General features: G+C 70.3%; 14 protein-coding genes. 10 read left to right on the forward strand and 4 right to left on the reverse strand.

Annotation, left to right across the window (positions count from 1 at the left end):
* Positions 1-176 precede the first annotated feature (176 nt).
* A complete protein-coding gene (locus ACQEVY_RS02730) occupies positions 177-1,037 on the forward strand; it encodes a hypothetical protein (protein ID WP_432944394.1) in 861 nt (286 codons plus the stop codon).
* A 121-nt stretch (positions 1,038-1,158) separates the two neighbouring features.
* On the opposite strand, the gene ACQEVY_RS02735 is transcribed toward ACQEVY_RS02730, so the two are convergent.
* Both ACQEVY_RS02735 and ACQEVY_RS02740 read right to left on the reverse strand, forming a co-directional pair.
* Positions 1,159-1,341 (reverse strand): hypothetical protein, encoded by a 183-nt coding sequence (locus tag ACQEVY_RS02735; protein ID WP_033322903.1) that lies wholly within the window; start codon positions 1,339-1,341, stop codon positions 1,159-1,161.
* Positions 1,342-1,447: 106 nt separating this feature from the next.
* Complete coding sequence (locus ACQEVY_RS02740; protein ID WP_432944397.1) at positions 1,448-2,491, reverse strand: acyl-CoA desaturase; 1,044 nt, start codon at positions 2,489-2,491, stop codon at positions 1,448-1,450.
* A 245-nt stretch (positions 2,492-2,736) separates the two neighbouring features.
* Between ACQEVY_RS02740 and ACQEVY_RS02745 the strand changes: the two genes are divergently transcribed.
* The 3 genes from ACQEVY_RS02745 (at position 2,737) to ACQEVY_RS02755 (ending at position 8,339) form a co-directional block, all read left to right on the forward strand.
* Positions 2,737-5,601 carry a DEAD/DEAH box helicase gene (locus tag ACQEVY_RS02745; RefSeq protein WP_432944399.1) on the forward strand — a complete coding sequence of 955 codons (2,865 nt, stop codon included), beginning with the start codon at positions 2,737-2,739 and terminating at the stop codon, positions 5,599-5,601.
* Complete coding sequence (locus tag ACQEVY_RS02750; RefSeq protein ID WP_432944401.1) at positions 5,598-6,866, forward strand: SWF or SNF family helicase; 1,269 nt, start codon at positions 5,598-5,600, stop codon at positions 6,864-6,866. Before ACQEVY_RS02745 ends, ACQEVY_RS02750 begins: the two co-directional genes overlap by 4 nt.
* A 123-nt stretch (positions 6,867-6,989) precedes the next feature.
* Positions 6,990-8,339: an esterase-like activity of phytase family protein gene (locus tag ACQEVY_RS02755; RefSeq protein WP_432944403.1), complete on the forward strand. Its 1,350-nt coding sequence runs from the start codon at positions 6,990-6,992 to the stop codon at positions 8,337-8,339.
* Between the two features lie 67 nt (positions 8,340-8,406).
* Here the strand turns inward: ACQEVY_RS02755 and ACQEVY_RS02760 are convergent, their stop codons facing one another.
* A complete protein-coding gene (locus ACQEVY_RS02760) occupies positions 8,407-9,036 on the reverse strand; it encodes a hypothetical protein (RefSeq protein ID WP_432944405.1) in 630 nt (209 codons plus the stop codon).
* Positions 9,037-9,422: 386 nt separating this feature from the next.
* On the reverse strand, positions 9,423-10,589 hold the full coding sequence (xylA, locus tag ACQEVY_RS02765) for a xylose isomerase (RefSeq protein WP_432944407.1): 1,167 nt from the start codon (positions 10,587-10,589) through the stop codon (positions 9,423-9,425).
* 164 nt (positions 10,590-10,753) lie between these two features.
* Here xylA and xylB point away from each other — a divergent pair, with 164 nt between their 5' ends.
* From xylB to ACQEVY_RS02795, 6 genes are all read left to right on the forward strand, one after another.
* Positions 10,754-12,199, forward strand: coding sequence for a xylulokinase (gene xylB / locus ACQEVY_RS02770; RefSeq protein ID WP_432944409.1), 1,446 nt, complete (start codon positions 10,754-10,756; stop codon positions 12,197-12,199).
* Between the two features lie 82 nt (positions 12,200-12,281).
* Complete coding sequence (locus ACQEVY_RS02775; RefSeq protein WP_432944411.1) at positions 12,282-13,490, forward strand: ROK family protein; 1,209 nt, start codon at positions 12,282-12,284, stop codon at positions 13,488-13,490.
* A 418-nt stretch (positions 13,491-13,908) separates the two neighbouring features.
* Positions 13,909-14,520: an N-acetylmuramoyl-L-alanine amidase gene (locus tag ACQEVY_RS02780; RefSeq protein ID WP_432944413.1), complete on the forward strand. Its 612-nt coding sequence runs from the start codon at positions 13,909-13,911 to the stop codon at positions 14,518-14,520.
* A 120-nt stretch (positions 14,521-14,640) separates the two neighbouring features.
* Positions 14,641-15,945 (forward strand): GAF domain-containing protein, encoded by a 1,305-nt coding sequence (locus tag ACQEVY_RS02785; RefSeq protein WP_432944415.1) that lies wholly within the window; start codon positions 14,641-14,643, stop codon positions 15,943-15,945.
* A gap of 154 nt (positions 15,946-16,099) precedes the next feature.
* Positions 16,100-17,623, forward strand: coding sequence for an acetaldehyde dehydrogenase ExaC (exaC, locus tag ACQEVY_RS02790; protein WP_432944417.1), 1,524 nt, complete (start codon positions 16,100-16,102; stop codon positions 17,621-17,623).
* A gap of 177 nt (positions 17,624-17,800) precedes the next feature.
* Positions 17,801-19,744 carry a glycoside hydrolase family 5 protein gene (locus ACQEVY_RS02795; RefSeq protein WP_432944419.1) on the forward strand — a complete coding sequence of 648 codons (1,944 nt, stop codon included), beginning with the start codon at positions 17,801-17,803 and terminating at the stop codon, positions 19,742-19,744.
* Positions 19,745-19,779: the final 35 nt, after the last annotated feature.

The raw sequence follows: 19,779 nt of genomic DNA on the forward strand, positions 1-19,779 counted from the left end.
GCCGACTGCGTGTACCGAGGCGCCCAGGCATGGTGGACGGCCGGACCGTGACGGATGGCCGTTTCGCCGATGTCCAGGCGGTTGCCCTCAGCTCCCGCGCGCACCCGGGACCGTGACAACCGCCGAGCGATCGCACTAAGGTGCGCCGATCGGACGTAAGCAATGGGGAGGCTGGGATGGCTGGGACGGATGAGACCACCGTCGCCGCCGTGGACGACGACGCGCTGTATGTGCTGACGGCGGTGCTTTTGACGCCGGCGCAGTTCCCCAGCGTGCTGGGGGACGACTATCCGGAAGCCTGCGCGGCGCTCGGACTGGCGCCCCTGGCCGACGGATACGGCCTGGTGCTGGGGCAGGACGGGGACGGAGCGCGGTGGACGGTCGTCGTCGACGACGTGTCGCTGGTCGCCGTCGCCATCGCGTCGTGGGACTGCGGCATGGAGTACGACCTCTCGCCCGACGATCGCTCGATGGTCGCGGCGCTCCCCGGGTGGCCGCTGGCCGTGGCCGTCGCGGCACCCAATGTGCCCGCCCCGCACGACCCCGCGCCCGAGATCGCCGAACGGGAGCCGCTGTCCCCGCCGGACACCTCGGTCTGGGGTCCGGCCCAACGGCGCCTCGGGGCCGACGAGATAGCGCTCCAGTGGGCGGCCTGGCGGGATCAGATCGACGACGAGGAGTTTGTGCCTGCGGGCGGCGAATCTCCCGATGCCCCGACGGCGCAAGGCGACGACGACAAACAGGAGAGCGACGGCGACGGGGGCGAGCCGCGCAGTGGTATCCGGCGCGTTCTCGCCGAGGTCCGCGCGTATATGGACACGCCGCCGCCTCTCGGTCGCGTGCGCTCGTCCTTCGCGCCGGGTGGTGCCCGGACTCTGCGGGCCGACGGTCCGGGCTGGTCGATGGTGGCCAGGACCGACGACATCGCCTTCGTACTGCTCGACGAGAAGCCGGGAGAGATCCTGCCGGTGGGTCGCGGACCGGAGCTGCCCGGCCTGCTGGAGTCGCTGGACAAGATGGCCGTACGCCCGCTCTGACCCGTACACACTCATCGCCGGGATGAAGCGCCGCTCGCGAACCGTGCCGTCGGCAGGTCCGCGAGCGGCGGTGTGGTCAACTCCTGTGCGCTGGAAGGGAACTGACCCGGTCGGTGAAGGCTCAGCGGCCGAGCTCCTTGCGTGTGACGCGGCGCAGCCTGCGCCGCTGTGAGGGGTCCAGGGTCAGATACGCTGCCGCCGGAACCCCCACGATGATCAGAAAGGCGGCCCACCAAGGCAGCCAGATCAGCAGGATGAGCCCGGCCGCCACGCCTCCTGCGGCGATCTTCGCGTTCTTCGACATCTTGTGTCGCCTCCTTCGCGGCCACTGCCGCTCTCTGTCCTGAGAACGGGTCCGTGCCCTTCGCGGTTCCAGGACGCGACCCTGATACGACCCTGAGTCGCGACCCCTACTCGTCCCTGAGGGATTCTCCGACCTTGTGCATGTGACGCAGGGCCGCACGGTAGGAGTCCACGATGCCCGTCTCCGTGTAAGGGATACCCAACTCTCGGCAGTGGGCGCGCACCAGGGGCTGGGCCAGCCTCAGGTGCGGGCGCGGCATGCTCGGGAACAGGTGGTGCTCGATCTGGTAGTTGAGGCCGCCGAGGAACCAGTCGGTGAGAGCACCGCCGCGAATGTTGCGGGAGGTGAGGACCTGGCGGCGCAGATGACCCCAGCGCTCGCCCTCGGGATCGGGCATTTCCATGCCCTTGTGGTTCGGCGCGAAGGCCAGGCCCAGGTGAAGGCCGAAGAGTGCCTGGTGGAGTGCGGCGAAGGCGAGGGCCTGACCGATGGACATGGAGGTGAGCAGCAGCGTCGCGTAGGCCGTGACGTGGATCATCAACAGGAAGCCCTCCACCGTTCGCTCGCGCGGAGGCTGCCGGCGCAGGTCCCTGAAACCGTGGATCTTTAGGGCGATGCCTTCGAGGAGGGTCAGCGGGAAGAACAGCCAGGCCTGGTTGCGGGTGAGCCAGCGGCGAAAGCCGGCCCGGCCGCTCGCCTGTTCGCTGGTGAAGACCAGGACGTCGGCGGCGACGTCGGGATCCTTGTCGATGTGGTTGGGGTTGGCATGGTGGCGGTTGTGCTTTTCGTTCCACCAGGAGTAGCTCATGCCCAGCAGCAGGTTGCCGTGGACGAGTCCGATCAGGCGGCTCACCGACCGGTTGGCGGTGATCTGGGAGTGGCCCGCGTCGTGGCCTATGAAGGCCGTGCGCGCGCACAGGAGGGCGAGCAGTGGGGCCAGGAGAAGCACCCACCAGGAGTGGCCGATCAGGACGACGCCGACGACGACCGCGGCCAGGGCCAGTGCGTTGACGGTGATGCCGAGTGCGTACCAGCCGTGCCTGCGGTCGAGGAGACCCTGGCCCTTGACGGTGCGCAGGAGCGGCGTGAACTCGCTTCCGACGGTAGCTCCGGGAGGGCGTTCCGCGACGGCTGCGGCGGTCTGGGGCATGGTGGTCTCCGGTCTCTCCGGGAACGGGCTGACCTGAAGAAACGTACGGATCAGTGACCTTGGGCGACCATGGCGGCACCACCCGTGTTCGCCCTGGGGGAGCCACCCGCCTTCAGGTGGACCTGACGACACCCCGCGGAGAGGTGACTCACGTCACAGCTTTGCCGCACCCCCAAGCACCATCGATGCTGTATCCTCGGCAATCTTGCCTTCCAGTAGTCAAATTTGAGGAATAGACTATTCCTGTGCAGAGGAATCCCGCGGCAACTCCCTCCGAGATCTCCGAACTGGCCCGCTGCTGCGCCGTGTTCGTGCCCGCCGAACCGGCCCGCACCGGCAGCGTGGCGTTCTGGCACCCCGACGGCGACGGCCCTCCTGTTATCGAATCAGGCTCCGTCGAGGAGCTGACGGTCGTCCTGCCCGGCGGGGATGGTGTCGAGCTGGTGACCGTGACTGCCGTGCTGCTGCCGGTAAGAGCCGCACTGCCGCTCCTCACGCGCGCGCGTGCCGCCGGGTACGCGCACAGGGCAGCCGCCTTCTGGGGTATGGCGGCCGTGCTCGCCCTTCAACTGGCCGCGCGCGGACTCCTCCTGCCCGGTCTGAGCGCCGAAGACCATGACGCGTGGCGTGTCGGTCCATTGCGCGCGGAGGACCTGGAACGGATCCGCGAGCTCGCCGCCGCGATGCCACCGCACGCGCATGCGGTGCCCGTCGACGAGACCGAGCCGCTGCGTCTGCCCGACCCGGAGCGGCTGGTGCGGGCCTTCCTCGACGCGGTCGCCGACACGCTCCCCCGGTCTCCTGCGGCGCCACTCGCAACGGGCGGTGCGGCCTTCGCGGCGCCCGCACCGCAGCACATCCCCGAGCAGCGCGCCTGGGCCGCCGACGTCGCCGCGGGGCACGACGCGGGCGTACGGATCTCGCTGCGCATCGAAGTTCCGGGCCTGGACTCGGCCATGGCGGACGAGCCACAACTGCCCTTCCACGCGGTCCTTCAGCTGCACAGTGTGAGCGACCCGGCTCTAATCGCGGACGCCGCCGACGTGTGGGCTGACGCGCGCGCTTCGGGACCTGCCTTCGGTCCGCGCGCGCGTCTGGACGCCCTGCTCGCCCTCCGCCGGGCCGCACGGGCCTGGGCTCCGCTCACGCCCCTATTGTCGGCGGCCGTGCCCGACGCGATCGAACTCGCCGACGAGGAGGTCACCGAACTCCTCGGCGAGGGTGCGCGAGCCCTCGCGGCTGCCGGGGTCGAGGTGCACTGGCCCAGGGAGCTGGCGCGCAAGCTGACGGCCCGCGCGGTCATCGGACCGCCGGATGACGAGCAGGGCCCGGGGCGGCTGTCGTCGGACGTACCCTCGTTCCTGTCGGCCGACTCGCTGCTGGCCTTCAACTGGTCGTTCGCGCTGGGCGATCAGCAGCTGACGCGGCAGGAGCTGGACCGGCTCGCCGAGGCGAACCGCCCCATGGTGCGGCTGCGCGACCAGTGGGTGCTCGTCGACCCGCAGGAGGTGCAACGCGCCCGTGCGCAGCAGGACCACAAGGTCACCCCCATCGACGCGCTGAGCGCCGCTCTGACGGGTTCCACGGAGGTCGACGGGCGCCAGGTCGACGTACGGCCCACGGGATGGCTGGCAACGCTGCGGGAGAGGCTCGCGGACCCGGAGGGACAGGAGCCGGTCGGTCAGCCCGCAGCGCTCGCCGCGACCCTGCGGGACTACCAGCTGCGGGGCCTCAACTGGCTGGCACGGATGACCTCGTTGGGGCTGGGCGGCTGTCTGGCCGACGACATGGGCCTGGGCAAGACGATCACTCTGATCGCGCTGCATCTGCACCGGCAGAGCGACGAGTCGGCGGCGGGTCCCACGCTCGTCGTCTGCCCGACGTCCCTGATGGGCAACTGGCAGCGCGAGATCGAGAAGTTCGCGCCGGGCACTCCTGTGCGCCGTTTTCACGGGCCGCGGCGGAGCCTGGAGGACCTGGCCGACGGTGAGTTCGTCCTCACGACGTACGGCACGATGCGGCTCGACGCCGAGCAGCTGGCCGGGGCGTCGTGGGGCATGGTCGTCGCGGACGAGGCGCAGCACGTGAAGAACCCGTACTCGGACACGGCACGCCGGCTGCGGACGATCGGTGCACGCGCGCGCGTGGCGCTCACCGGGACTCCCGTGGAGAACAATCTCTCCGAGCTATGGGCGATTCTCGACTGGACGACTCCGGGGCTGCTCGGCAGGCTCGGCACGTTCCGCACCCGGTACGCGCAGGCCGTCGAGGGCGGACAGGATCCCGGAGCGGCAGATCGGCTCGCCCAGCTCGTACGGCCGTTCCTGCTGCGCCGCCGCAAGTCTGACCCGGGCATCGCGCCCGAGCTGCCGCCGAAGACCGAGACCGACCGTGCCGTATCGCTCACCAAGGAGCAGGCAGGTCTCTACGAGGCGGTGGTCCGCGAGACTCTGGCGGAGATTTCGGGCGCCGACAGCATGGCGCGGCGCGGGCTGATCGTGAAGCTGCTGACCGGGTTGAAGCAGGTCTGCAATCACCCGGCGCAGTACCTCAAGGAGGACAGTCCGAAGATCGCGGGCCGCTCCGGAAAGCTGGAGCTCCTGGACGAACTGCTCGACACCATCCTCTCCGAGGGAGCGAGTGTTCTGGTCTTCACCCAGTACGTGCGGATGGCCCGGCTGATCGAGCGCCACTTGGCGGCGCGTGGCGTGCCCTCTCAGTTCCTTCACGGTGGCACGCCCGTCGCCGAACGGGAGACCATGGTGCATCGCTTCCAGGAGGGCGAAGTGCCGGTCTTCTTGTTGTCGTTGAAGGCCGCGGGCACGGGTCTGAACCTGACGCGGGCCGAACATGTCGTGCACTACGACCGCTGGTGGAACCCGGCCGTCGAGGCGCAGGCCACCGACCGCGCGTACCGCATCGGCCAGACCCAGCCCGTGCAGGTGCACCGGCTGATCGCCGAGGGGACGATCGAGGACCGCATCGCGGACATGCTGGCGCGCAAGCAGAAGCTGGCGGACTCCGTACTCGGCTCCGGGGAGGCGGCCCTCACCGAACTGTCCGACGCCGAACTGGCCGACCTGGTGGAACTGCGAGGAGGCGCCCGATGAACGATGCGTACGAAGACAGCCCGGAGCGCACCTTCGACGCGCTGCCGCCCGCGCACGGGCGGGGCTTCGCACAGACGTGGTGGGGGCAGGCCTGGCTGAAGGCGCTGGAGGACGCGGCACTGGACTCGGAGCAGGTCAAGACGGGCCGCAGGCTGGCGCGCGCAGGAGCCGTGGGAGCCGTGTCGGTGCGTCCCGGACGCATCACCGCGGTGGTCCAGGGCCGCGACCGTACGCCGCATCGCGCCGATGTCCTGCTCCAGCAGCTGTCCGAGGACCAGTGGGACCGCTTCCTGGACATGGCCGTCGAGCGAGCCGGGCATATCGCGGCGCTGCTCGACCGTGAAATGCCGCCGCATCTGGTCGAGGACGCGGAGACCGCCGGCGTCGAACTCCTGCCGGGGCTGGGCGATCTGGAGCCCGAGTGCGACTGCGATGCGTGGGACCACTGTGGTCACACGGCGGCACTGTGCTACCAGATGGCGCGGCTGCTGGACCAGGACCCATTCGTGCTGTTGTTGATGCGCGGCCGGGGAGAGCGTGAGCTGCTGGACGAGTTGCAGGCGCGCAGCGGCCCCCGAGCCGAAGCCGCCCCCGTGCGGGACGAGCCGTACGAGGGCGTGGACGCCGCTGAGGCGTACGCGGCGGCGGACATCCTGCCGCCGCTGCCCGCCCCGCCTGTGCTGCCCTCAGAGCCGGGACAGCCGCCGTCGCTGGACACGGAGGCAGCACCGGCACCGGGCGTCGATCCGACCGCCCTGGCGTTCCTGGCCACACAGACGGCTCGCGAGGCCCACCGGCTGCTCGCCGAGGCGCTCCGGCCCGATCACGAAGCGCATCCCGTGGAACCGGAGTTGACGGCCGCACAGGACGCGGTGCGGCTGGCTGTAGGCACCGCGGAATCCGCCGTGGCCGCTCGGCTCGGCGAAGGGTCGGGCCGCGACCGCGAGGGGCTGGAACTCGCCGTCCGCGCCTGGGAGTACGGGGGTGTGGCCGCCCTCGACGTGCTCGAGACCGAGTGGACAGTGGAGGCGGAAACGCTCGCACGCGCGCGTGCCGCCCTCGAATCGGCCTGGGAGGACGACGAGCGGCCGCGACTGCGTGCGTCCCGCAATCGCTGGACCGTCGACGGTGGGCAGGCCCAGCTGCGCCTGGGCCTCGACGACCGCTGGTGGCCCTATCGCAAGGAAGGAGAACGATGGGCTCCCGTGGGCCCGGCCGCACAGGATCCGGCGACAGCCCTCGCTCTGGCGGAAGGCCGCGAATGAGTGATCCCAACACCGCCCAGCGGATGAGTGGTTGACGTTCCGCGTTCACCTATCGGTCGTACGGCGTTCGGTGCGGGGGCGAAATCTGGCCGCTGTCCACGCACCTGTGCCTCAGGAGGCTCGATGTCCCCGCACGCCGTCGGTCGGCGCCATGTTCACCGTTCGGTCGCCGCGGGCGTGCCGCTGGCTCTGCTGGCCGCTCTCGTGGCGTCCGGCACGGCTGTCGGCTCGTCCTCCGGGGACGCGCCGCGGGTCACGCGCACCGCGACGCTCGGCGACATCCCGCTCGGTGCGTTCAGCAACGCGCTGCTGCCGGGCACGGTGGACAACGACCGCGGCGTGGACCTCGGCGGTATCGGCAGCGACCTCTACCCGGCGGGTCGTAAGGGCGAGTTCTGGACGGTCACCGATCGCGGGCCCAACGGCCAGATCCCGGTGGACGGCAAGAAGCGCCGTACGTTCCCCGTGCCCGGCTTCGATCCGGCCATCGTGAAGATCCGCGTCTCCGGGGACACTGTGAAGGTCCTGAACGCGATCCCGATCACGACCTCCTCCGGGAAGCCCGTCACAGGTCTGTCCAACCAGAAGGGACGCGACGAAGCGCCGTACTCATACGACGCGAAGACGCCGCTCTCGTACAACCCGAACGGTGTGGACACCGAGGGCATCGTGCGTGCCAAGGACGGCAGCTTCTGGCTCGCTGACGAGTATGGGCCCTCGCTGGTTCACGTCTCCGCGCGCGGGAGGGTGCTCACCCGCTACGTGCCGAAGGGGCTGAACCTGACCGGCGCGGACTACCCGGTCGTCGAGGCACTGCCCTCGATTCTGCTGCACCGGAAGGTCAACCGGGGCTTCGAAGGGCTCGCCCAACTCCCAGGCGGGGACCTGGTGGTGGCCGTGCAGAGCCCGCTGTCCGTGCCGGACCAGGACGCGGGAGAGGCCTCGCCCACGACGCGCCTGCTGCGGTTCTCGCCGAAGAAGCGGGCGGTCACGGCCGAGTACGCGTACCGCTTCGACCCGGTGAGCGTGGTCGACCCGGGCGAGGACAACCCGTCCGAGCTGAAGATCTCCTCCGTGGTGGCCGTCGGCCGTGACCGGCTGCTCGTCGAGGAACGCACCGACAAGGCGGCCAGGTTGCAGGTCGTGAAGCTGGGCCGGGGCGCGGACCTCCTCGGTGGCAAGTGGGACGACGCCACCACGTCTCCGTCCCTGGAGCAGCTCGATGATCCGGCTGCCTCCGGTGTTCCGGTGCTGCGCAAGCGTCTCGTCGTCGACCTCGGCAAGGTCGAGGGGTTGCCCGGGAAGATCGAGGGCGTCGCGCGCGTGGATCACGACACGCTCGCCCTGATCAACGACAACGACTTCGGGATGACGGACGGCGAGGGCGCGTTCGACGACCAGGGGCGTCTGGTGGACAGCGGAGTCGAGACGACGGTGACGTACGTACGGCTGCCGCGCGCAAGCGGCATCTGAACGCCCGGCTCGCGTTTTCATCCGGCACGCGCGCGTGGCTGACGCTTTTGCTCCACGCGCGCGTGGCTCACGTCAGCGGCTTGGTGAGTTTGCCGTTCCCGTTGGGGTCCGCGGCCAGGCTGCACGCGACGTTGTCGATGCCGAGCTTGAAGCCGGTGGAGTCCGGATACTGCACCAGGGTGCCGCGCACGGTTCCGGCCGGCTGCTTGACCGCCTTGGCCTGCAGGGGTTTCTGGCACAGGTCCGTCGCCGCCTTCTTGAGGGCGGCATCGGTCGAGTAAGTGCCTGTCAGCTCAGTCACTTTGACGACTTCGGCGTCATGCGCCGTACGGCACGACCGCTTCGCGGCCTGGCCGGGCTTGCTGTTGTCGACGTTGAAGCAGTCGCCGGCCTTCAGCATGTAGTACGGCACTTCATTGCCCGCCGGAGTCGGCAGCAGTGACTCCAGGTCGGTGGGCAGACCGCTGGGCAGGTCAGTGGGCAGATCGGGCACTCCGGAGGGCAGGGAGGGCACATCGGAAGGCAGCGAGGGCAGCTCCGACGGGATGCTCAGCGATGGCGTGGGCGTACTCCCGGTGGTGTCGCTGCTCGCGGCAGGCGACTTCTTGCCCGACGAGCCGTCGTCGCTGGTGACCACCAGCGCCACCGCGGCGACGGCCCCGATCGCCACGATCACGGCGAGCACGATGAAGAGCACGTTGCGACGCCCTCCCGGTCCAGTGGGAGGGCCAGGGGGCGGCGGCGGTTGCTGCCAGTCCCCGCCGCCCTGCCATGGCGGACCACCGCCTCCGGTCGGCGGCCCGTAGCCCCCGGGGGGCGGACCGTAACCCCCGGAAGGCGGGCCGTAACCCTCGGGAGGCGGACCGAAGCCTTCGGGCAGCGGGCCATAGCCACCGTTGCCCGAAGGCGGTGTGTTGTCCGGCGGCCGGGGAGGCTGGGGCGGTAAGGGCGGCGTGGCCATACCGCCAAGAGTCGCCTCGAGCCGGTCATCAGGCGACCCCTGCGCGGAACTTGATACGGACTCATGGCATGGATCGCACGATTCCGCAGAATTCCGCGCAGGGCTTCACAAGGAGAGGTCGATCAGCCCCTGGCGCCCAGCAGGTGGTCCATGGCCAGCTGGTCCAGACGCTCGAATGCCATCCCGCGCGCGGCGGCGGCCTCCACGTCGAACTCCTCGAAGGCCGCGCGGTCGGCGAGCAGCGCCTGAAGGCCGTCCGCGGCGGTGGGCTGTGCCAGTTCGTCCAGGCGCGAGGCGCGCAGGGCCTCCTGGACCTCCGGGTCGGCGCGGAAGGCGGCCGCACGCTCCTTCAGGATGAGGTAGTTGCGCATACAGCCCGCGGCCGATGCCCACACGCCGTCGAGGTCCTCGGTGCGCGGGGGCTTGAAGTCGAAGTGCCTCGGTCCCGCGTAACCGGCGCTCTCCAGGAGGTCCACGAGCCAGAACGCCGCCCGTAGGTCGCCTGCTCCGAAGCGGAGGTCCTGGTCGTACTTGATGCCGGACTGGCCGTTGAGGTCGATGTGGAAGAGCTTGTCCGCCCACAGGGCCTGGGCGATGCCGTGCGGGAAGTTCAGCCCGGCCATCTGCTCGTGGCCCACTTCGGGGTTGACGCCGTACAGCTCCGGCCGCTCCAGGCGCTCGATGAACGCCAGGGCGTGGCCGACCGTCGGCAGGAGGATGTCGCCGCGCGGCTCGTTCGGCTTGGGCTCGATCGCGAAGCGCAGATCGTATCCCTGGGAGGTCACGTACTCGCCGAGGAGGTCGAAGGCCTCCTTCATGCGGTCGAGTGCAAGGCGTACGTCCTTGGCGCCGCCGGATTCGGCGCCTTCCCGGCCGCCCCAGGCGACGTAGATCTGGGCGCCCAGCTCGACCGCGAGGTCGATGTTGCGGATCGTCTTGCGCAGTGCGTAGCGGCGCACGTCCCGGTCGTTGGCGGTGAACGCGCCGTCCTTGAAGACGGGGTGCGCGAAGAGGTTCGTGGTGGCCATCGGCACGGTCATGCCGGTCGTGTCGAGCGCCTGACGGAAGCGCTTGATGTGCGACTCGCGCTCGGTGTCCGAGGATCCGAAGGGGATCAGGTCGTCGTCGTGGAAGGTCACTCCGTAGGCGCCGAGTTCCGACAGGCGCTGCACCGTCTCGACGGGGTCAAGGGCACGCCGGGTGGCATCGCCGAACGGGTCCCTTCCCTGCCAGCCGACGGTCCACAGGCCGAAGGTGAACCTGTCCTCGGGGGTGGGCTGGTAGTTCATGCCGCGGCTCCTAGCTCGCTCCGACTATTTCGTCATGGCGCTTAACAAATTAGTATGCGAAGGCATCTCTGGGAAGAGACGAGGTGTGAAAGCCGGACCAGGTCGGTCCGGGCGCCCGGAAGCAGGCCGTACCCCGCGAGCCGCGGAAAGAGGGAGAGAGCCCGATGTCAGCAGCCGAGGGTCCGCTCGTCGTCGGCGTGGACACGTCCACCCAGTCCACCAAAGCGCTGGTCGTGGACGCGGCCACCGGAGAGGTGGTGGCGAGCGGACAGGCACCGCACACCGTCTCCTCCGGAGCGGGCCGTGAAAGTGATCCGCGGCAGTGGTGGGAGGCGTTGTGCGAGGCGCTGCACCAGTGCGGCGACGCGGCGCACGAGGCCGCGGCGGTGTCCGTTGGCGGCCAGCAACACGGGCTCATAACGCTGGACGCCCAGGGAGACCCGGTACGCCCCGCCCTGCTGTGGAACGACGTGCGCTCGGCCCCGCAGGCCCGGCGCCTGGTGGACGAACTGGGCGGCCCGAAGGCCTGGGCCGAGCGCACGGGCAGCGTGCCGGGCCCTTCCTTCACGGTCACGAAGTGGGCGTGGCTCGCCGAGAACGAGCCCGAGGCGATCCGCGCGACCGCGGCCGTACGCCTGCCCCACGACTACCTCACCGGGCGCCTCACGGGGCTTGGCACGACCGACCGGGGCGATGCGTCCGGTACGGGCTGGTGGGCGTCCGGGACCGAGACGTACGACGAGGAGGTCCTCCGCCACGTGGGCCTCGACCCGGCGCTGCTGCCCCGGGTGGTCCGGCCCGGCGAGGTGGTCGGAACCGTACGCGACAGCGGCGACCTGCCCTTCTCCAAGGGCACGCTGGTCGCTCCGGGCACCGGGGACAACGCCGCCGCCGCGCTCGGGCTCGGGCTGCGCCCGGGCACCGCGGTGCTCAGCCTCGGCACCTCCGGCACGGTGTACGCGGTCTCGACGCACCGCCCCACCGATCCGACCGGGACCGTGGCGGGCTTCGCCGACGCGCGCGGCGACTGGCTGCCGCTGGCCTGCACCCTCAACTGCACGCTCGCCGTGGACCGCGTCGCCACCCTGCTGGGCATCGACCGCCAGGCCGTCGAGCCGGGCACGAGCGTGACCCTGCTCCCCTACCTGGACGGCGAACGGACCCCGGACCTGCCGCACGCCTCGGGGCTGCTGCACGGGCTGCGCCACGACACGACACCCGGGCAGTTGCTGCAGGCCGCGTACGACGGCGCCGTCCACTCGCTGCTCGGCGCCCTCGACCTGGTGCTCGACGCGGACGCGGACCGTTCGGCTCCCATCCTGCTCATCGGCGGGGGCGCGCGCGGAACGGCCTGGCAGGAGACCGTACGCCGCCTGTCGGGACGCCCCGTTCAGGTGCCCGAGGCCAAGGAACTGGTCGCGCTCGGCGCCGCCGCGCAGGCCGCGGGCGTACTGACCGGCGAGGACCCGGCGGCGGTGGCCCGGCGCTGGGACACCGCGCGCGGACCCGTACTCGATGCGGTGGAGCGGGACGAGGCTGCCCTGGCGCGCATCGCAGGGGTACTCTCCGACGCGGCCCCGCTGCTGGAGCGCCGACCGGATCAGCGCTGACGAGACCCCAACTCCGCGGGCCTCGGCCCGCACTGACCAGGGCAGCCCTGACAGGGGCCCCCAGACGAGGACTGACGGAGGCATGACCGCACCGCTGCACGAGGCCCACCCGAGCAGTCCCGGCCGCCGACTGCCCGATACACAGCAGGGCATGCGCCGCCGCAACCTCTCGCGCGTGATGCACACCGTCAGCGCCGAGGGGCCGCTGTCCCGTGCCGCCGTCGCCTCCCGCATCGGGCTGACCCGGGCAGCTGTCTCCACCCTCGTGGACGAGCTGATCCGCTCGGGGCTCCTCGAAGAGCTCGGCCCCGAGCGCCCCGGCCGGGTGGGGCGGCCCGGCTCGGCGCTGGCCGTCAGCGGGCACGGTCCCGCCGGGATCGGCGCGGAAGTGGGCGTCGACCATCTCGCCGTGTGCGCGGTGGATCTGCGCGGCGAGGTGCGGGCACGGGCGGTGCGCCACGGCGCAAACCGAGGCCGGTCGCCCGAACCGGTGCTGAGAGACCTGACCGCGCTGGTACGCCAGGTCGTCGCCGACGCGGACCGGGAAGGCCTGTGGCCCGCGGGTCTCGCCGTCGCCGTGCCCGGACTGGTGGCCCGCGACGCCCGGACCGTGGTTCGGGCCCCCAACCTCGACTGGCAGGACACGGACCTCGGTGCGCTGCTCCCCGCCGAGTTCCCGCTGACGGTCGACAACGAGGCGAACTTCGGCGGGCTCGCCGAACTCTGGCTCAACGAGGCCGCACCTCGCGACTTTCTGCATGTCTCGGCCGAGATCGGTATCGGTGGAGCGGTGGTCGTGGACGGCCGGCTACTGCGCGGCAGGCACGGTTTCGCGGGCGAGTTGGGGCATGTGCCGGTACGTCCCGACGGGCCGGCCTGTGCGTGCGGCGGGCGGGGCTGTCTCGAGCAGTACGCGGGCGAGGAGGCCGTACTGCGTGCGGCAGGGCTGGAATCGGGCGAGGACCGCGTCGGGCTGCTGGCCGAGCGCGCCGCGCAGGATGACCAGGACGTACGGCGGGCTCTGCACGACGCCGGAACCGCGCTCGGCATCGCGCTGACCGGCGCGGTCAATCTGCTGGACCCCGAAGCCGTGGTGCTGGGCGGAGCCCTGTCCGAACTCGCGCCGTGGCTGCTGCCGTCGCTGGAACGGGAGTTGGCTCGGCGCACGGCCGGTCCCGCATGCGCGGTGGCCGTCTCCCAACTCGGGCCAGAGGGCCCACTGCTGGGCGCCGCGCACTCGGTGGTGCGGGCTGTCCTCGATGATCCGGCGGCGGTGGCGAGCGGGGCATAGGCCAGGACTCGCTTGATCGTTTGGAGTCATGTCCGGCCTCTCCCCTGGCCGTGCCGCCTGCGCCAATCACCCTTGTGGGTGGCCGAGTTATCCACAATGGCCGTGTTGTCCACGGATCTGACGGGACCACTTCCTCCTCAACCGGCAAGCGCCGTACCGTAATTCACGCGAGGCGCCGCTGTCAGAGCGACGCAGACTTGTCCATGGACCGTGTGTCCAAGGATCCGGGGGAACGGGGATTCACATGTCAGGAGTAGTGCTGCCGCTGTGCCGCAACGGGTCGGAGGCGGGCGGGTTTCCGTGCGTGGCCAAGCTCCGCAGGGAGCGGCTGTCGGAACGCGAGATACCTCGCGTGCTGCACGCTCGGCTGCGAGAAGCGACTCACCACCACCACTGACCACCGAAAGGCAGTTCCCTCTTGAACCGTGCCGGCCTCTGGCCCAAGCAACTTCCCAGCAGGCGACGCGTCCTGCAGACAGCCGCCCTCGCCACACTCTCCACCGCGTTACTGCCCAGTCCACGGGCGGGCGCCCGGACTCCGGCGTTCGACTACGCGCCCGCCGAATGGGTTCCGGCGAGCCCCTCCAACTACACGGCCTCCGACCGTCCGAAAAGCCATCCCATCGACTTCGTGATCATTCATGTGGCGCAGGCGAGCTATGCGAACACTCTGCGGATCTTCCAGAACCGGGAGAAGAACGTGTCCGCGCACTACGTCGTGCGATCGACCGACGGCCGTGTCGCTCAGATAGTGCGGGAGCGCGACACCGCCTGGCATGCGGGCAACTGGGACTACAACACACGCAGCATCGGTATCGAGCACGAAGGCTGGGTGGACAAGCCCAGATACTTCACCGACCGGATGTACGAGGAGTCGGCGAGATTGACCGCGGCGATCTGCACCAAGTACGGCATCCCCAAGGACCGCTCCCACATCCTCGCGCACTATGAAGTGCCGAGCTCGGACCACACCGATCCGGGGCCGCACTGGGACTGGGCACGCTATATAAGGCTGGTCAACTCCGCCTGAGGGACGGGCCGTCCAGGTGCGGAAGTCAGTGGGCAAGGCAGCGGGCCCGGGGTGCTCCCGTACCGAGTCCCGTACCGAGCCTGGTCGTGGCGCTTGTCCGCGCTCGTCACCGGAGTGACGATGTCCCCAGCCGCATCGCCTTCCGGGGAGGCCGAGTTGTCCGATCCATGGGTTGCCCTGGAACCGGGGTCCGATCCCGTCGAGAGGGTGCGAGTGCTGCGCCGCGCCCATGAAACGTTCACCGAGGCGGGCACGATGCCGCTGCCGGTACGTTCCGTGGTGGCCGACTCGTGGCGTCGCTCGGCGCGGGCCGGCGTGGGACCGGACGGCACCGCCTCGGTGGAGCTCACGGAGGGCGACCTGGGCTCCTACCGTGCGGAGCACCCGCTGGCCAGGGTCATGCCGCTGTTCCGTGAACTCATGGGCACGTTCGCGTCGGATGGCGAGCATCTCCTGGCGGTGTGCGACGCGCAGGGCAGGCTCCTGTGGGTCGAGGGCCATGCGGGGACCCGCCAGAAGGCGGACGGCATGAACTTCGTGCCGGGTGCGCGTTGGGCGGAGTCGGCGGTCGGTACGAATGCTCCGGGTACGGCGGTCGCTCTCGACCGGCCGGTGCAGGTCTTCGCGGCTGAGCACTTCATCCGGCGTGTGCAGCCGTGGACGTGCGCGGCGGCTCCCGTGCATGATCCGCGCACGGGGCGGCTGTTGGGGGCGGTGGACATCACCGGTGGGGATGGGCTCGCGCATCCGCACAGCCTGGGTTTCGTACAGGCCGTGGCGCGGGCCGCGGAGTCCCAGCTGGCGCTGCTGGCGCCGGCTCCGGCCACCACCGCCGCGCTCGAGCTGACCGCGCTGGGCCGTGATGAGGCGCTGCTCATGGCGGGTGGGCGCAGGCTACGCCTGAGCCGCAGGCACAGCGAGATCGTGGTGCTCCTGTCCCGGCACCCGGAGGGGCTGACCGGCGATGAGTTGCTGTGCGCGCTGTACGAGGACGAGTCGGTGACGCCGGTGACCTTGCGTGCGGAGCTGGCCCGGTTGCGGCGGCTCCTCGGTGCGGGGCTGCTCGGTTCACGGCCGTACCGGCTGTCGGTTCCGGTGGAGTCGGACATCGCGGTCGTCGAGCGGGGGCTCAGCACTGGGGCGGTCACGGCCGCGGCGAGGGCGTACGCGGGCCCGCTGCTGCCCGGTTCGCAGGCGCCGGATGTGGTGCGGCTGCGTCGGAGGCTCGCGGACGGGTTGCGCGCGGCGCTCGTTGCCTGTCGCGATCCGGACCTGCTGGCGGACTGGGCGCACGCTCCGTGGGGTGAGGACGATCTCGACGTATGGCGGACGCTCGCCGCGATACGGCCGACGGCGCCCGTACGGGCTCGCCTGAAGGAACTGGAGGCCGAGCAGTCGGCGCCGCGCGGGTGGACCGGACGCTGACGGACCGTGCCCGCCGCCCCAGCCTCGCCTTTCGCCCCGCATCGCGCCCACTCCCCCGCCGTACGCACGCAACGTACCTGCAACGTCTCCGCTCCTACCCTCGCCCCGAGAGCCGCCCAACGGCGGACGGTCCTTCCCCGGGAGGCAGAACAGCATGACCCGTTACGCAGCGCCCGGCACCGACGGCGCGATCGTCTCCTACCAGACGCGCTACGACCACTTCATCGGCGGCGAGTATGTGCCGCCGGCCCGCGGGCAGTACTTCGAGAACCCCAGCCCGGTGAACGGGCAGGCGTTCACGGAGATCGCGCGGGGCACGGCGGAGGACGTGGAGCGCGCGCTCGACGCGGCACACGCGGCCGCCCCGGCCTGGGGCCGTACTTCGGTGACTGCACGCTCCGATGTACTCCTCAAGATCGCCGACCGTATGGAGGCGAATCTGGAGAAGCTGGCGGTCGCCGAGAGCTGGGAGAACGGCAAGCCGGTGCGCGAGACCCTGGCCGCCGACATCCCCCTCGCCATCGACCACTTCCGCTACTTCGCGGGGGCGATCCGTGCCCAGGAGGGCTCACTCGGCGAGTTGGACGACGACACCGTCGCGTACCACTTCCACGAGCCGCTGGGTGTGGTGGCGCAGATCATCCCGTGGAACTTCCCGATCCTGATGGCGGTGTGGAAGCTGGCCCCGGCGCTCGCCGCGGGCAACGCGGTCGTCATCAAGCCCGCCGAGCAGACTCCGGCGTCCATCCACTACTGGATGAGCCTGATCGCGGATCTGCTGCCGCCGGGCGTCGTGAACATCGTCAACGGGTTCGGAGTCGAGGCGGGCAAGCCGCTCGCGTCCAGCCCGCGCGTGGCGAAGGTCGCCTTCACCGGGGAGACCACGACGGGGCGGCTGATCTTGCAGTACGCCTCCGAGAACATCAAGCCGGTCACGCTGGAACTCGGCGGCAAGTCCCCGAACATCTTCTTCGACGACGTGTGGGCGCGGGACGACGACTTCCGCGACAAGGCGCTCGAGGGCTTCACGATGTTCGCGCTCAACCAGGGCGAGGTGTGCACCTGTCCTTCACGGGCGCTTGTGCAGCAGGGCCACTACAGCGAGTTCCTCGACGCGGCGGTCGCCCGCACCGAGCAGATCAAGCCCGGTCACCCGCTCGACACCGAGACGATGATCGGCGCCCAGGCCTCCAACGACCAGCTGGAGAAGATCCTCTCCTACCTGGACATCGGCCAGCAGGAGGGTGCCAAGGTACTGACGGGAGGTCACCGTATCGAGTACGACGGTGAGTTGGCGGGCGGCTACTACGTCCAGCCGACGATCTTCCAGGGCGACAACCGGATGCGGATCTTCCAGGAGGAGATATTCGGCCCGGTCGTCTCGGTCACGTCGTTCGCCGACTTCGACGACGCCATCAAGATCGCCAACGACACGCTGTACGGGCTCGGGGCCGGCGTATGGACGCGGGACATGAACACGGCGTACCGCGCGGGCCGTTCGATCCAGGCGGGCCGAGTGTGGACGAACTGCTACCACGCATACCCGGCCCATGCGGCGTTCGGCGGCTACAAGCAGTCCGGCATCGGCCGCGAGACCCACAAGATGATGCTGGAGCACTACCAGCAGACGAAGAACCTGCTGGTGTCGTACTCGCCGAAGAAGCTGGGCTTCTTCTAGACACCGAGAAAGGGCGCCTGACCAGGGAAGGTGACCGTCAGGCGCCCTTCTGGGCGCACTCCTGTGCCGCGAGTCGAAACGCGACCTCACTCCCGATCTGTGCGCAGGACTGGACCAATGCTGTGCGGTCCCCCATGATGACGGCGCCATGACAATGCATGCCTCAGGGTGGTGACCATGCGCGGATCCTTCATCAGGGCTATGGCCACGCTGGCCGCCGTACTCCTCCTGGTGACTCTGACGCCCATCGCCGAGGCAGCAGTCGGGCGAGAGCCCGCCCCCGCCCACGAGGCCGGTGCCCGACCCGAAATCGCCGCGATCGCGGCGGACTGGACGCCGCCGCTGAGCACGCGAGGTCGTTGGATCGTCGACGCGGACGGCGACCGCTTCAGGCTACGGTCCGGCAACTGGCATGGAGCCAGTGGCACTTGGAGCGGTTCAGGAAGCTCGGACGAGGACGCCAACCACCACGCGGGCGAGAACTCCGGCCGGATACCGCTCGGCCTGGATCGCGCCCCCATGGCCGAGATCATCGCCGGTTTCCGGGAGATCGGGATCAACAGCATCCGGCTGCCCTTCTCCAACGAGATGATCCACGACAGCCGTCCCGTCACGGACGACGCCGTTGCCGCCAATCCCTCCCTGCGCGGCCGGACCCCGCTACAGGTGTACGACGTCGTGGTACGGGAACTCACCGCCGCCGGGCTCGCGGTGATCCTGAACAACCACACCAACACCACACGCTGGTGCTGCGGAGTCGACGGCAACGAGCGCTGGAACGCGAGCCAGTCCGCCGGGACCTGGGAGAACGACTGGCTCTTCATGGCCCGCCGCTACCGGGACAACCAGCGCGTCGTCGGCGCCGACCTCTACAACGAGGTGCGCCGCAATGTCTGGGACGACCCCAACTGGGGGCTCGGTGACAACCACGACTGGTTCGCCGCCTCCCAGCGCGTCGGTGACCGCATCCTGACGGAGGCCGACCCCGACCTCCTGATCATCGTGGAGGGCATCAACTGGACCGGCATCCCCGTCGACGGACTCCCCCACGAACGCCCCACCCTGGAGCCCGTACGCCGTCTCTCGCACACGCTTGTCGACTCCGGCAAGCTCGTGTACTCCGCTCACTTCTACGACTACACAGGCCCGAACCACAGCGGCGCCACCGGAACCGGCGAGACCAGCGACCCCCGCTACCGCGACCTGACCCCCACCGAACTGGTCGACGTTCTGAACCGCCAGGCCTTCTTCGTCACCGCCGAACAGGACCGGCACTTCACCGCGCCCGTCTGGATCAGCGAGTTCGGCATCGGAGGCCGTGACGAGAGCGGCCAGAAGCAGCGCGCCTGGTTCGGAAACTTCGTCGACCACCTGATCCGTACCGACGCCGACTTCGCGTACTGGCCGCTCGTCGGCTGGCACGAGGACCGCAAGGGCAACGGCTGGGCCCTTCTGCACTGGGACGCCGAGGGCCGCCGCATGGGCCTCTACGACGGCGACGACTGGCGGGCCGCCGCCTGGACCCGGCTCATCCAGGCCCAGGGTCGCACCGGCCCGGTGGAGCCCGTGGCGGACTGGTCGATGCTCAGCCCCGATCACGGCGACTTCGTCCAGTCGCGGCGGATACGGGCCCTGCCCGACTGGGACTCCGGCGCCCGCAAGGCTGTGTGCCCCGACGGACAGCGGCTGCTCGGCCTCAGCCACACCGGCAACCGGGGTCTGTGCTCGGACGTGTCCGTCGGCCCCTTGTGGGATCCGGCCGGCGGACATGTGGTGGTCGTCGACGACCGGTACGTCAGGCCGGGCCATGACTGGGCGTCCGGATACACCAAACTCCAGTGCGCCGACGGCCACTTCCTGACCGGCTACAGCGTTCGCGGCTCCGCCGTCTCCGCCGCCCTGTGCGCGGCCGCTCCGGCCGGCGGGCTCGGCACGGGCGGCCGTACCGTCTGGTTCGACCGCGGCGACAACAGGGGCTCGGCCGCCAAGGGCGGCGACTTCGCGCAGGGCCGCTACAAGGGCCAGTGCGCGGACGACGAGTACGCGGCCGGGATCGCGTACACGGGTCGGGTGGGCTCAGCACGGACTCCGGACGCGCTGTACTGCCGAAAACTGAGCTGACCGGCTGCGCCACCAGGGTCACCGTGCCGGGCTCC

This window comes from Streptomyces sp. CA-288835, from assembly GCF_050936385.1.
In the GTDB taxonomy this organism is placed as follows: Bacteria; Actinomycetota; Actinomycetes; order Streptomycetales; family Streptomycetaceae; genus Streptomyces.